At 63.7% G+C, this 12513-nt stretch carries 12 protein-coding genes; 7 read left to right on the top strand and 5 right to left on the bottom strand.

Features of this window, described 5'->3' with window-relative positions:
* Window positions 1-320 precede the first annotated feature (320 nt).
* The 5 genes from map (at window position 321) to minE (ending at window position 4172) form a co-directional block, all read left to right on the top strand.
* On the top strand, window positions 321-1106 hold the full coding sequence (gene map, locus BN2475_RS29990) for a type I methionyl aminopeptidase (RefSeq protein ID WP_094783052.1): 786 nt from the start codon (window positions 321-323) through the stop codon (window positions 1104-1106).
* A gap of 192 nt (window positions 1107-1298) precedes the next feature.
* Entirely contained in the window at window positions 1299-1832 is a 534-nt protein-coding gene (locus tag BN2475_RS29985; RefSeq protein WP_094783027.1) for a GNAT family N-acetyltransferase, read from the top strand.
* Window positions 1833-2125: 293 nt separating this feature from the next.
* Window positions 2126-2983, top strand: coding sequence for a septum site-determining protein MinC (gene minC, locus BN2475_RS29980; protein ID WP_094783026.1), 858 nt, complete (start codon window positions 2126-2128; stop codon window positions 2981-2983).
* A 104-nt stretch (window positions 2984-3087) separates the two neighbouring features.
* A complete protein-coding gene (gene minD, locus BN2475_RS29975) occupies window positions 3088-3903 on the top strand; it encodes a septum site-determining protein MinD (protein WP_094783025.1) in 816 nt (271 codons plus the stop codon).
* Window positions 3904-3917: 14 nt separating this feature from the next.
* Window positions 3918-4172 (top strand): cell division topological specificity factor MinE, encoded by a 255-nt coding sequence (minE, locus tag BN2475_RS29970; RefSeq protein ID WP_094783024.1) that lies wholly within the window; start codon window positions 3918-3920, stop codon window positions 4170-4172.
* Window positions 4173-4256: 84 nt separating this feature from the next.
* Here the strand turns inward: minE and BN2475_RS29965 are convergent, their stop codons facing one another.
* Window positions 4257-5705, bottom strand: coding sequence for a chloride channel protein (locus BN2475_RS29965; RefSeq protein WP_094783023.1), 1449 nt, complete (start codon window positions 5703-5705; stop codon window positions 4257-4259).
* A gap of 212 nt (window positions 5706-5917) precedes the next feature.
* Here BN2475_RS29965 and waaC point away from each other — a divergent pair, with 212 nt between their 5' ends.
* Window positions 5918-6925: a lipopolysaccharide heptosyltransferase I gene (waaC, locus tag BN2475_RS29960; protein ID WP_094783022.1), complete on the top strand. Its 1008-nt coding sequence runs from the start codon at window positions 5918-5920 to the stop codon at window positions 6923-6925.
* Window positions 6926-7538: 613 nt separating this feature from the next.
* Window positions 7539-7679, top strand: a complete 141-nt coding sequence (locus BN2475_RS34725; protein ID WP_162844504.1) for a hypothetical protein — start codon at window positions 7539-7541, stop codon at window positions 7677-7679.
* A gap of 32 nt (window positions 7680-7711) precedes the next feature.
* Here the strand turns inward: BN2475_RS34725 and BN2475_RS29950 are convergent, their stop codons facing one another.
* From BN2475_RS29950 to argH, 4 genes are all read right to left on the bottom strand, one after another.
* The gene (locus BN2475_RS29950; RefSeq protein ID WP_094783020.1) at window positions 7712-7891 is read right to left on the bottom strand and encodes a hypothetical protein; all 180 of its coding nucleotides are present in this window, start codon (window positions 7889-7891) and stop codon (window positions 7712-7714) included.
* Window positions 7892-8126: 235 nt separating this feature from the next.
* Entirely contained in the window at window positions 8127-9434 is a 1308-nt protein-coding gene (locus BN2475_RS29945; RefSeq protein ID WP_094783019.1) for an MFS transporter, read from the bottom strand.
* Window positions 9435-10024: 590 nt separating this feature from the next.
* Window positions 10025-10579, bottom strand: a complete 555-nt coding sequence (locus tag BN2475_RS29940; protein WP_094783018.1) for an energy transducer TonB family protein — start codon at window positions 10577-10579, stop codon at window positions 10025-10027.
* A 334-nt stretch (window positions 10580-10913) separates the two neighbouring features.
* Window positions 10914-12320, bottom strand: a complete 1407-nt coding sequence (gene argH / locus BN2475_RS29935; protein ID WP_094783017.1) for an argininosuccinate lyase — start codon at window positions 12318-12320, stop codon at window positions 10914-10916.
* Window positions 12321-12513 lie beyond the last annotated feature (193 nt).

Here is a 12513-nt window from a genome sequence, read left to right as displayed (position 1 = left end):
TCCTTATTATTTGAGCCGTGCTGCGTTGCCGCGATACGGCCGGTGCCGTCTGGCTCGGCCGTCGTGTCGAGCTAGCCGGCCGCGCGCAACTTCGCGCTGGCGCGCAGCGCCAGATGGTGCGCAAGATGCCCGCCGAGGCCGTCGCGCAAGTGTTTCGCCAGCCCGAATGTCCCGTTTCGCCGGGGTCCGGTGGCGATCCTCTGTACAATTGGCCGATCCATCGCCGGCGTGAGCATGGAGCGCCGCGTCGTCTGCGGCGGCGTAACATCCATCGCGTCCGTCGAACCTCGAATGACCTCCGCCCCACATCGATTGAATTCATGGCCATTACCTACAAGACTTCCGACGACATCGCCAGGCTGCGCATTGCCGGCCGCCTCGCAGCCGATGTGCTGGCAATGATCGGCGAGCACGTCAGGGCCGGCGTCTCCACCGACGAACTCGACGCGCTGTGCAACGACTACATCGTCAACACGCAGAAGTCGATTCCGGCCAATGTCGGCTACCTGGGTTTTCCGAAGACGGTCTGCACGTCGGTCAACCAGGTGGTGTGTCACGGCATTCCGAATCGCGGCGAGATCCTGAAGGACGGCGACATCATCAACATTGACGTCGCGATCATCAAGGACGGCTACTTCGGCGATACCAGCCGCATGTACTGCGTCGGCCAGCCGAGCACGGTGGCGCGCCAACTGGTCGACACAACCTATGAGGCGATGCTCGCCGGTATCCGTGAAGTGAAGCCCGGCGCCACGCTCGGCGACGTCGGCCACGCGATCCAGAAGGTGGCGCAGCGTGACGGCTTCTCGATCGTGCGCGACTACTGCGGTCATGGTATCGGCAAGGTCTATCACGAAGATCCGCAAGTGCTGCATTACGGACAGCCGGGCCAGGGCGTGCGTCTGAAGCCGGGCATGGTCTTCACGATCGAACCGATGATCAACGCGGGCCGCGCCGGCACCACGGTGCAGCGCGATGGCTGGACCGTGGTCACGAAAGACCGCTCGCTGTCGGCGCAGTGGGAGCACATGGTCGCCGTGACGGACGATGGCTATGAGCTGCTGACGCCATGGCCGGACGGCACCGGCAGCTACGAAGCGCCGTGAGCGCGCGGCACGCGGCACGCGGCATCCGAAGCTTGCGGCGAATGCCGGCGGCGTAAAATGCGGCCCGGCTTGCGCGTGCCTCGTGCCTCGTGTCGATGCTTGGCGCGGCGGCACATCCGTTGAATAATGATTTGACTCGCGCGCCGGTTCGGTTAAAGCTACGCCTTAGGATTTCAAAGGGTTTTCGTCTGCATGAGTCCGTCATTGACTGTTCGCCGTATCGCCGCCGATCAAGGCGCCGTTTTTCGCGAACTACGTACTGCGTCGCTGCGGGAGGCGCCCTATGCGTTCGGCGCCACGCTCGAGGACGCACTGTCGGCGGACGCCGCCAGTTTCGACGCGACCGCTGTGGAGCACGCAGTGTCCTCGTCCGTCGGTACCTTCATCCTCTACACCGAGGGTCATCCGGCCGGGCTGATCGAAGCGCATTTCGACAACGCTGGGGAACGCCGCGCGTTCGTCTGCGAGTTGTGGGTGGCGCCGGCCGTGCGTCATCTGCGCGGTGGCGAACTGCTCGTCGACACCGCCGGCGACTGGCTCGCCGGCGCGGGAGCCACGGAAATCTACGCGTGGGTCGCCGACGCCAACCGCACCGCAATGCGCTTTTACGAGGCGCTCGGCTTCGGTCCGACTGGCGAAACGCGGCGCGTCGCGCGCCCGCCCGGGCAGGCCGAGAGTCTGCTGGTGCGGCACGTGGCGCCCCCCTCCGAGGCGTCCCAGCAGTGATCTCGCGAGCGGCGCAACAGCCTGCCGCTCGATTTCCTCGCGCATCTGTGCAGCAATCGTGGCCGCGTGAGCGACCGGCCCATCGACATGATGGTCGAACCGCTCATTGGCCCGGTGATCGACTCGATGATCGACTCGATTAGCGATTTGGCCATGGACTCCTCCATCGGCCCGACGCCCTCCCAATGGCCAACACATGGCCACGCCGCAATCGAAGTGGCTCATGTTCCGGCAAAAAAGCTGTCCGCACGCGTGGACGCCTGTAAAATACGCAAAATTTTTTGCCGAACGCTATGTCGCCCAAGAAATCGCCCTTTTTCGAACTTCGCAGCGGCTCTGTCGATACGCTCCTGTTCGTGCTCAAGACCACCGACCTCGAGGCCATGCGTGCCGAGCTGACCCGGCGCTTCGAGGCGACCCCCGAATTTTTCGCTAACGATGTCGTCGCGATCGACGTGCGGCGTCTCGCCGATGACGAGCGCGTGCCGCTCGCCGACATCGCGCAACTGCTCGATAGCGTGCGCATGCGCCCGGTCGGCGTGGTCGCCGACGCGCAGCAGACGTGGGCGGCCGAATCGGCGTTGCCGCTGCTCGAAGCACGCGATCGCCGCGGCGCTGCGTCGAAATCGGCGGACGAAGACGGCGCGAACGCGGTGGTGCAAGCGCCGGTTGCCGACGGGTCGAACGCGGGCACACCCGCCGCCGGCGCATCCGCAGCCGAGGTGCCCGCAGCCGGGACGCCCGCAGCCGAGACACCCGCCGCCGCAGCGGTCGAGCCGGTGCCTGCCGCGGAGCCGGTGCGGCTCGCCACCTCGTCGCAAACGATGGTGGTCGACAAGCCGCTGCGCTCCGGTCAGCGCATCTACGCGAAGGGCGATCTGGTCGTGCTCGGTCTCGTGAGCTACGGCGCGGAAGTGATCGCGGAAGGCAACATCCATATTTACGCGCCGCTGCGCGGCCGCGCATTGGCCGGCGTGCAGGGCAATCACGACGCACGCATTTTCTGCACGTGTCTCGAGCCGGAACTCATCTCGATCGCGGGCATCTATCGAACGACCGAGAACCCGCTGCCGGCCGACGTGCTCGGCAAGCCGGTGCAGATCTGGCTGGAACAAGAGAAATTGATGATCGAACCACTGCGGCTCACATAAGCGACGCGAAGCGCGCGTGGCCCTGAGCGATGGCGACACGCGGCGTTTCACGGCAAATATGACCGTACATAATTGACGCATTTGACGAACACAAGGTAAGGGTAATGGCAAAAATCATTGTGGTGACTTCGGGCAAGGGTGGCGTGGGCAAGACGACCACGAGCGCGAGTTTTGCATCGGCCCTCGCATTGCGTGGCAGCAAGACCGCCGTGATCGACTTCGACGTCGGCCTGCGTAACCTCGATCTCATCATGGGCTGCGAGCGCCGTGTGGTGTACGACCTGATCAACGTGATCCAGGGCGAAGCCAACCTGAACCAGGCGCTGATCAAGGACAAGAAGTGCGAGAACCTGTTCATCCTGCCGGCTTCGCAAACGCGCGATAAAGACGCGCTGACCATGGAAGGCGTCGAGAAGGTCATCAACGATCTGATCGCGATGGACTTCGCCTACATCGTTTGCGATTCGCCAGCCGGTATCGAGTCGGGCGCGCTGCTCGCGATGCACTTCGCCGACGAAGCGCTGATCGTCACGAATCCGGAAGTGTCGTCGGTGCGCGACTCGGACCGCATCCTCGGCATCCTGTCGTCGAAGACCAAGCGCGCGATCGACGGCAAGGAGCCGATCAAGGAACACCTGCTGATCACCCGCTACAACCCCAAGCGTGTCAGCGAAGGCGAAATGCTGTCGCTCACCGACATCCAGGAAATTCTGCGCATCGATCTGATCGGCGTGATTCCGGAATCGGAAGCGGTGCTGCATGCGTCGAACCAGGGCTTGCCGGCGGTGCACCTCGACGGCACCGATGTGGCCGAAGCCTATAAGGACGTCGTGTCGCGTTTCCTCGGCGAGCAGAAGTCGCTTCGCTTTACCGACTACCAGAAGCCCGGGCTGCTGCAGCGCCTCTTCGGCACCAAGTAAGGGGAGCGCACGCAATGTCGATTCTTTCGTTTTTGCTGGGCGAGAAGAAAAAGTCCGCGTCGGTAGCGAAGGAACGCCTGCAGTTAATCATCGCGCACGAGCGCGCGGGCGGCCATGCACCCGCCGATTATCTGCCTGCGTTGCAACGCGAACTGGTGGCCGTGATTTCGAAGTACGTGAAGATTTCCGATGACGATATTCGCGTGAGCCTCGAACGTCAGGACGACCTCGAAGTGCTCGAGGTCAAGATCGAAATACCCCAGGTGTGATCGTGCGTTCTTCCTGATGTGCGGTGCGCGGTGTTGCATTGAGATGACCTGAGGCCGCGTGCCGCACGCGGTACGCAGCGTCGACTATCGGTGCCGGGCATCCGTGCCGTCATCAGCGGACGGCTTGCCGTCGACCTGTTGCGCCGCCGGTTCGGACGCGTCGGCTGCATGGGCTTGAACCTCAGGCGCTTGAACCTCGGGCACTTCAGGCACCGGCGCGGGCGCCGGTCGCGGCAGCGGCGCCATATAGCGCTGCGCCAGCGACTCATACAGCGGCGGCGCGAACAGGCGCGACACGCGGCTCGCAATCAACGCGGTGGCCATCAGCGAAATCACCAGCGCGTGGCCGTCGATCATCTCCATCACGATCACGAACGACGTGATCGGCGACTGCGTGACGGCGGCCAGATAGCCGACCATCGCGAGCGCGATCAGCATCGGCAACTGCATCGTGTCGAACACCATGTGCAGCAGATTGCCGAAGCCCGCGCCGATCGACAGCGACGGCGCAAAGATGCCGCCCGGAATGCCGGGCAGGTAGGAACCGATCATCGCGATCATCTTCAGGAACGGATAGAACACCGACATCTGCTCGTGTCCGTCGAGTAGTCCGCGCGCTTCCGCATAGCCGCTGCCGAACGTCGCGCCGCCCGCAACCAGCCCGACCACCGCGATCGCGAACCCGCACAGCGCGGCGAACACGACCGGCCGCTCGCCATGCAACTGGCGCAGCGGCGCGGGAATCCAGCGCGCCGTATTCAACAGCAGCCAGCCGAACACGCCGCCCGCGATTCCCGTGACGATGGCGGTGAGCAGCACGGCGAGCGCCAGCAGATCGGGGAAGTGCACGCCGATCTGGATGGTGCCGAAGTAGGTGTAGTTGCCGTTCAGTCCGAGCGCGACCACGCCGGCGATGATGATCGCGGTAATCAGCACGCCGCTCGTGCGCGCTTCAAAGCTGCGCGTCAATTCCTCGATTGCGAACACGATGCCGGCAAGCGGCGTGTTGAACGCGGCGGACAGGCCCGCGGCCGCGCCGGCCAGCACCAGTTGCCGCTCGATCAGCGCGTTCGAGCGTGGATAGAGTCGCCGCAGGTTGAACATCACCGCTGCGCCGACCTGCACGGTCGGTCCTTCGCGGCCGATCGTGAAGCCGCCCAGAATCCCCAGGAACGATACGGCGATCTTGCCGAACAGGATCCGCCAAGACAGCAGCCGCGCGCCGTATTCGGCGGGCTTCGAATGAAGCGTGGCGATCACCTGTGGGATGCCGCTGCCTTCGGCGCCGCGAAAGAAGGTGCGCGTGAGCCAGACGGCAAGCGCCGCGATCGCGGGCGTGACGATCAGCGGCGCCCACACGAACCGGTGTTGCAATGTGCGGAACTCGGCGTAGCCCCAATCGATCAATCGTGCGTACAGCACCGCGACCAGGCCGACCGCGATCGCACCGAGCCAGAAAATGCCATATTGCCGCCAGAGGCGTTTCGCGCGACGCATGAGTGCGGATGAACGCAGAGGGAAGGGCTGGGACATGACGAAGTGCGGGCGCAAAGAATGCAGTATAAGACCCGCGGCGTCGGTGGATATCGGCGAAAGTATTTTGAAATACGGCAGAATAGCCAATTGTCAGGTTGATAATGTAATAAGTCGTATTGAGAAGCAGCCCGCGCAATGTACGATTTGGGGAGGAATGTTTCAATCGTCGACTAGAATGAATTCATTTTCGAACAATTAACAGGTCTTCAATGAAGCGAGTCCTTATCGTCAAGGTCACGTCTCTCGGCGATATCGTGCAGGCGTTGCCGGTCGTCGCCGATATCAAACGCGCGTTTCCGGGCGTTCAGGTCGATTGGGCGGGTGATGAGGCATTCGCCGAACTGGTGCAGTGGAACGAAAGCATCGACCGCGTGCTGTGCGCGCCGCTGCGCCGCTTCAAGAAGACCCGCCGTTGGGACGATCTGAAGGCGATCTGGGCGTCGATCGCCGAGCTGCGGGTGCATCACTACGATTTCATCATCGACATTCACGGCGTCTACAAGAGCGCGATCATCGCGTTTCTCGCCCGCTCGTCGCGGCGCATCGGCTACCAGTCCCAGGATCTGGGCGAGCGCGGCGCCGCATTCGCGTACACCGGACGATTCGGCCCGCGTCCGCAGTGCAATGCATGGCATGGCATGCGGATCAGCGCGAGCGAGGCGCTGGGCTACGAGGTGGAAGGCCCGGCGCTCTACAACCTGCGCCTGCCCGAACCGGTCAATCCGCCATTCACGGTCGACGGCGCGCCCGTCGCGGCGTTCTTTCACTCCACTTCGAAGAACGAGAAGAAGTGGCCATCGAATCATTGGGTGGCGGTTGGCCGCGAGCTCACACAGCGCGGCTTTCGCGTGATGTTGCCGTGGGGCTCGGCCGGCGAGCGCGCCGAGGCGGAGCAGATCGCCGTCCAGGTGCCGGGCTCGACGGTGCTGCCGCAAATGAGCGTGACCGGAATCGCGCAGATGATCGACGCCTGCGCGCTGGTGGTCGGCACCGATACCGGCTTTGTTCATCTTGCGCATGCGTTGCAGAAGCGCACCGTGATGATCTTCGTGGCGACCTCGCCATCGCATTGCGGCATCGAATCGCCGTATCGCTCGATCTCGGTCGGCGACGGCCGCTCGGTGCCGCCCGTCAGTGCCGCTCTCGCTGCGATCGACCACGTGTATGCGAGTCCACGCGAGCCCGCGATGCAGGTCCGCCGTTCAGCCGTCGCCTGAGCGCAGCTTGTCGCGCTGTCGCGCAATCGTTTGCTCAATAGAAAAAGAGGCGTGACGTGCCGTCCGCCCAAGCAACGGGCGCTGTCACGTTACGCCTCGAAAACGCCCGCGTCGGGGAACAGCGGGCGCAGAGGAATCGTCGCAAATCACCATCTTGCTGCCGTGTCGGCGGAACGAAGGCTGCGACTCGTGCCGCGATTCGTGCTGCGAGTCGTGCCGCAGTCGTGCCGCAGTCGTGCATTACACGCCTGTTAAATCTGTCGCTTTTCGTTGAATGCTGTACGCGCTCACAGACACTCGGTCGAAGTGGCCGAGCGCTACCGCGCGGCGTGCTGGTGTTCAAACCGGTGTCCATCGACCACCCGTCGAGCCGCATACGCCACGCCAGCAAGGCATGCGCCGCAAGAGCATGTTCAACGCAGTATAGGCGGTGTTTTCCGCGGCTGTGAGTCAGGCACGCGCATGCTTCGGACACGACGATTGACACGCGCCGACCATGTAACAGCTTGGTGATTTTCTCTTACAAATGGCAACGTTCCGACGAGGCGGCGTCGTGTTCAATCAGGTCATTCGGGGTTGTGGCTCGAATCAATCTGACTCGAAGGAGAACAATATGAAACGCTTGATCCTGACTCTCGTCGCGGGCACGCTGCTGGCAACGGCGCTCGGCGGCTGCATCGTCGCGCCGGCCCCCGGTTACTACTACGGCGGTGGCGGCTACTACCACCACGGCGGCGGTTACTATTACCGATAAGACCGCCAGGACCGCTTAGACCGATAAGCCAGTCAAGCCACCAGCAATTCGAACGCGACTACCGCCGCAATGGCGGCCGCGTTCGCAGCCAACGCTTCGACGACAATGCCCTTCCACGTCGCTGGACGAAAGCGCAACGCCAGCAGCAACGAACCGAGCAGCGCCAGCGCGATGATCATCACGACGTCCGCGTTGTGAAGATGAATGTTCATCCCAGCCTCCCTGTTTGTTTTAGGGTTTTCAAGGCCGAGTATAGGCAAATCAGAATGGCGCGTAAGGCCAGGGGATTTACGCAGGAGTGCTGGATAATCAGCGAGTAATAAGAGCGTAATACAGAAGAGCGCAAGGCGAGTTTCAGCCGGTGCCGTCGCGCGAGAAAACATGCGCGCGACGGCATCGCATCTGCAGCATTTGCAGACGACTAACGCGCCATTGCGGCGCGCTGGATTACATCAGGTGCGTATCGCGCGTTTCGCGCATGCACAGCACGCCGATCAGACTGACAGCGGCGGCAACCGACACATACGCGCCGACCCACGGCAAGCCGCCGTGCGCGGCGAGCAGCTGGGCGATATACGGCGCGACCGATGCGCCGAGAATCCCGCCCAGGTTATACGCGACACCCGCGCCGGTGTAACGCACGTTGGTCGGAAACAGTTCCGGCAGCAGTGCGCCCATCGGCGCGAAGGTCACGCCCATCAGGAACAGCTGGATCACGAGGAACAGCAGCACCAGCAGCGGTTCTCCGCTGCCGAGCAGCGGCGCCGTCGTGAAGCCCGAGAGGATCGCCGCGATGATGCCGGTGATCAGCACCGGCTTGCGCCCGAAGCGGTCGCTGGCGCGCGCCGACAGCGGCGTGGCGAGCGCCATGAACACCACCGCGATGCACAACAGCCCAAGGAACGTCTGCCGCGGAATATGCAGCGCCGACACGCCATATGACAGCGAGAACGTAGTGGCGTTGTAGAACAACGTGTAGCAGACCACCATCGCGAGTGCGCCGAGCACAGTGGGCAGCCAGTGTTGCGACAGCAGCGTGGCGATCGGCACCTTGACGCGTTCCTTGCGCTCGATGGCCGCCTGGAACGCCGGCGTCTCGGCGATCTTCAACCGCACGTACAAGCCGAGCGCGACCAGCACCGAGCTGACGAGGAACGGCACGCGCCAGCCCCAGCTGCGGAACTGCTCGTCGCTCAACGACATGGCCAGCGCGAAGAACAAGCCATTGGACGCGAGAAAGCCGATCGACGGTCCGAGTTGCGGGAACATGCCGAACCAGCCGCGCTTGCCGGCCGGCGCATTCTCGGTGGCGAGCAGCGCCGCGCCGCCCCATTCGCCGCCGAGGCCGATGCCCTGGCCGAAGCGCAGCACGCACAGCAGGATCGGCGCGAGGCTGCCGATCGCGTCGTAGCCCGGCACGAAGCCGATCAGCGTGGTCGACAGGCCCATTACCAGCAGCGAAGCGACCAGCGTCGATTTACGACCGATGCGGTCGCCGAAATGGCCGAACAGAAACGAGCCGATCGGCCGCGCGACGAAGGCGATGCCGAAGGTGACGAACGCCGACAACGCCTGCGCGGTGGCCGAGCTGTGCGGGAAAAACACCGGTCCGATGACGAGCGCCGCGGCGGTCGCGTAGACGTAGAAATCGTAGAACTCGATTGCGGTGCCGATGAAGCTCGCGAAGATGATCCGCGCGCTACTGTTTTGCCCGCTTGCATCGGGCTGAGCGGCGGAAATCGGCGAAGTGGACATGCAGGGTCTCCATGTGTCGTGAGGCCGCCGCGCGCCGTGCATGGAAGATTGGCGGCACGCGAGGGCAGTATTTTTGTTCAGGTTGCAGGTTCTGCGTGCGTCGCGGGCTGCTATGAAGCCACACACCACGCCAGCGACGACGCAACAGCATACAACGGCTGCTGCCGCCATTCGCCCGCGCAAGCGGCCGTGCCAGCAGAGTAGCCCGGTGGGTTGCGTGACGCGTGCGGGTGACGAGCGGCCGTTGCGGCACGACGCGCTGATCGTCCGGCATCAGGCGTCGCGTGCATCGCGCATCGGGCAGGCGCCGCTCGCGGATGGCGCGGCGGCGTTTCAATCGGCTGCGCGTCGCACCAGCGGGTGTGCGGGCGGCGTGAGCCATGCCGGAAGACTCCGGCGCAGGGAATCGGAAAATTATAGCGAGCGTCGCCCTCGCGCAGCAATGGCGGCACAAGGTCCGGTGTGTCCAACGTGTTGGCGTGTTGGCGTGTTGGCGTGTTGATGTGTTGACGTGTTGACGTGTTCGATGCGTTCGGCGCGCTAGTGCGTGACGCGCCCCCCACAAGATATCGGCGCGGCTCAAACCGGGTTCAGTTGAAGGTTTCCGCTTGCGGCGACGCGAGTTCGCGTAATTGGAACTTGCCGTCGTCATTGAACAGCCAGTCTTCGAACAGCTCGAGCTGGCCACGGCCATTCAGCAGTTTGCCAGGCGGTTGCGGCAGCGGCGCGGCGCGCCGCAGAGTGGCGAGCGCGGTGCTTTCGGTTTCGTCGTCGCCGTTGGTGCGATAGATCTTCGACTCCACCACGTGCCCATTCGCATCGACCGTAAACGACACCACCACCAGCGAGCGCAGCATCGCTTGCGGCTTGCCGTGCAACACATAGGACGGGTTGCGTTCGACGATGCGTTTGGCAACCGCATTGCGGTACTCGTCGAGCGTCAAGCTATTGATGGCGGCGACCGGTGTGCTGACGACAGTCTTTTCGTGGACTGGCAGCGTGAACGTGCAGCCGGCCACCGTGACGGCCAAAGCCCCGGTGAGCAGCACGCAATCCGTGCGCCACGACGATGTGCCGCCGTATGCAACGAAGCGTCGAGTGAGGCGTCTGGCGAGACCGCGAAGGTGACGCGTGCGGAGGAGCATCGGCGGCGAACAGCACGAACATGACTTACTTGATGGTAGTCGAAAACCATCGGGATTCAATTGGCGTTCGCCCTCTGTGTGCGGTTGCGCGCGCATGTAATGGCGTGAAATGTGCGGGGATTGGTCGACGCAAAAAAACGCGCCTACACGTTGATGGCCTCTTGCAAGAGGCATCGGTGGAAGTCTTTTATTTGGCCCGCTTCGTGCGGGCTTTCTTTCGTGTGCGGTGCGTTTGCACGCTGTCAGACCAGGACGAAAAAAAAAGCGAACCCATCGACGAGTTCGCTTTTTGCTGCAAGCGCCGGGCGATGCCCGGCGCTTGCCACATCGTTCGTTACTTCAACGCCGCGCGTGCCGCCTTCACCGCTGCGAGCACTTGCTGCGGCGCCGTGCCGCCCGGATGATTGCGGCTCGCGACCGAGCCTTCGAGCGTCAGATACGAGAACACGTCCTCGCCGATCAGATGCGCGACGTTCGGCAGTTCGGTGCGCATTTCTTCCAGCGTCAGGTCCGCCAGATCGCAGCCGCGATCCGCGCACACGCGCACGGCCAGCGCCACCGCTTCGTGCGCGTCGCGGAATGGCAGGCCGCGCTTGACGAGGTAGTCGGCCAGATCGGTCGCGGTCGAGAAGCCTTGCAACGCGGCATCGCGCATGGCTTGCGGCTTCACCGTGATGCCGGCGACCATCTCGGCGAAGATGCGCAGCGTATCGGCCACCGTGTCGACGGTATCGAACAGCGGCTCCTTGTCTTCCTGATTGTCCTTGTTGTACGCGAGCGGCTGGCCTTTCATCAGCGTCAGCAGCGCGACCAGATGGCCGTTCACGCGGCCGGTCTTGCCACGCGCGAGTTCGGGCACGTCCGGGTTCTTCTTCTGCGGCATGATCGACGAACCGGTGCAGAAGCGATCGGCCAGATCGATGAAGCCGACGCGCGGGCTCATCCACAGCACGAGCTCTTCGGAGAAGCGCGACACGTGCGTCATCACGAGCGCGGATGCCGCGGTGAATTCGATCGCGAAGTCGCGGTCGGACACGGCGTCGAGCGAGTTCGCGCAGATGCCGTCGAAGCCGAGCGTCCTCGCCACCGCATCGCGGTCGATCGGATAGCTGGTGCCGGCGAGCGCCGCCGCACCGAGCGGCAGACGATTCACGCGCTTGCGGCAGTCGATCATGCGCTCGGCGTCGCGCGAGAACATTTCGACGTAGGCGAGCAGGTGATGGCCGAACGTGACTGGCTGTGCCACTTGCAGATGCGTGAAGCCCGGCATGATGGTCGACGCGTTCTGTTGCGCGATATCGAGCAGCGCGGTGCGCAATTCAGTCAGCAGAGCGCCGATCCGGTCGATCTCGCCGCGCAGCCACAGGCGGATGTCGGTCGCTACCTGGTCGTTGCGCGAGCGGCCGGTGTGCAAGCGCTTGCCGGCGTCGCCGATCAGCGCGGTCAGGCGTGCTTCGATATTCAGGTGGACGTCTTCCAGATCGAGTTGCCACTCGAACTCGCCTCGCTCGATTTCACCCTTGATCTGCGCCATCCCGCGTTGGATCGCAGCGAGGTCGTCGGCGCCGATGATCTTCTGCGCGGCCAGCATCGAAGCGTGCGCGAGCGACCCTTCGATATCGACGAGCGCCAGACGCTTGTCGAAGAAAACCGACGACGTGTAGCGTTTGACGAGTTCCGACATCGGCTCCGAGAAGCGAGCCGACCAGGCTTCGCCTTTTTTGTGCAGTTGGGACGTCATGGTGTTGGGCAGTTAAGCGGCAGTTAAGCAGCAGTTGAGCGAGCGGTGAAGAGGCTGACGGCGCGCCGGCGCGTGCTGCGCAAAGCTGCCGCCGAAGCGAGGAAAGACAGGGATTTTAACACCGGCGGGCGGGCTTCAAGATGCGGCGCGCAAGCGGGCAGTCGGCACAGGCAGGCGCAGGCAGTCGGAGCGG

The organism is Paraburkholderia ribeironis (genome assembly GCF_900019265.1).
In the GTDB taxonomy this organism is placed as follows: Bacteria; Pseudomonadota; Gammaproteobacteria; order Burkholderiales; family Burkholderiaceae; genus Paraburkholderia; species Paraburkholderia ribeironis.
This window is presented reverse-complemented; position numbering and strand designations above follow the sequence as displayed.

Coding starts and splice junctions, on each gene's coding strand:
- map (WP_094783052.1), top strand. CDS start 321: ATGGCCATTACCTACAAGACTTCCGACGACATCGCCAGGCTGCGCATT.
- BN2475_RS29985 (WP_094783027.1), top strand. CDS start 1,299: ATGAGTCCGTCATTGACTGTTCGCCGTATCGCCGCCGATCAAGGCGCC.
- minC (WP_094783026.1), top strand. CDS start 2,126: ATGTCGCCCAAGAAATCGCCCTTTTTCGAACTTCGCAGCGGCTCTGTC.
- minD (WP_094783025.1), top strand. CDS start 3,088: ATGGCAAAAATCATTGTGGTGACTTCGGGCAAGGGTGGCGTGGGCAAG.
- minE (WP_094783024.1), top strand. CDS start 3,918: ATGTCGATTCTTTCGTTTTTGCTGGGCGAGAAGAAAAAGTCCGCGTCG.
- BN2475_RS29965 (WP_094783023.1), bottom strand. CDS start 5,705: ATGTCCCAGCCCTTCCCTCTGCGTTCATCCGCACTCATGCGTCGCGCG.
- waaC (WP_094783022.1), top strand. CDS start 5,918: ATGAAGCGAGTCCTTATCGTCAAGGTCACGTCTCTCGGCGATATCGTG.
- BN2475_RS34725 (WP_162844504.1), top strand. CDS start 7,539: ATGAAACGCTTGATCCTGACTCTCGTCGCGGGCACGCTGCTGGCAACG.
- BN2475_RS29950 (WP_094783020.1), bottom strand. CDS start 7,891: ATGAACATTCATCTTCACAACGCGGACGTCGTGATGATCATCGCGCTG.
- BN2475_RS29945 (WP_094783019.1), bottom strand. CDS start 9,434: ATGTCCACTTCGCCGATTTCCGCCGCTCAGCCCGATGCAAGCGGGCAA.
- BN2475_RS29940 (WP_094783018.1), bottom strand. CDS start 10,579: ATGCTCCTCCGCACGCGTCACCTTCGCGGTCTCGCCAGACGCCTCACT.
- argH (WP_094783017.1), bottom strand. CDS start 12,320: ATGACGTCCCAACTGCACAAAAAAGGCGAAGCCTGGTCGGCTCGCTTC.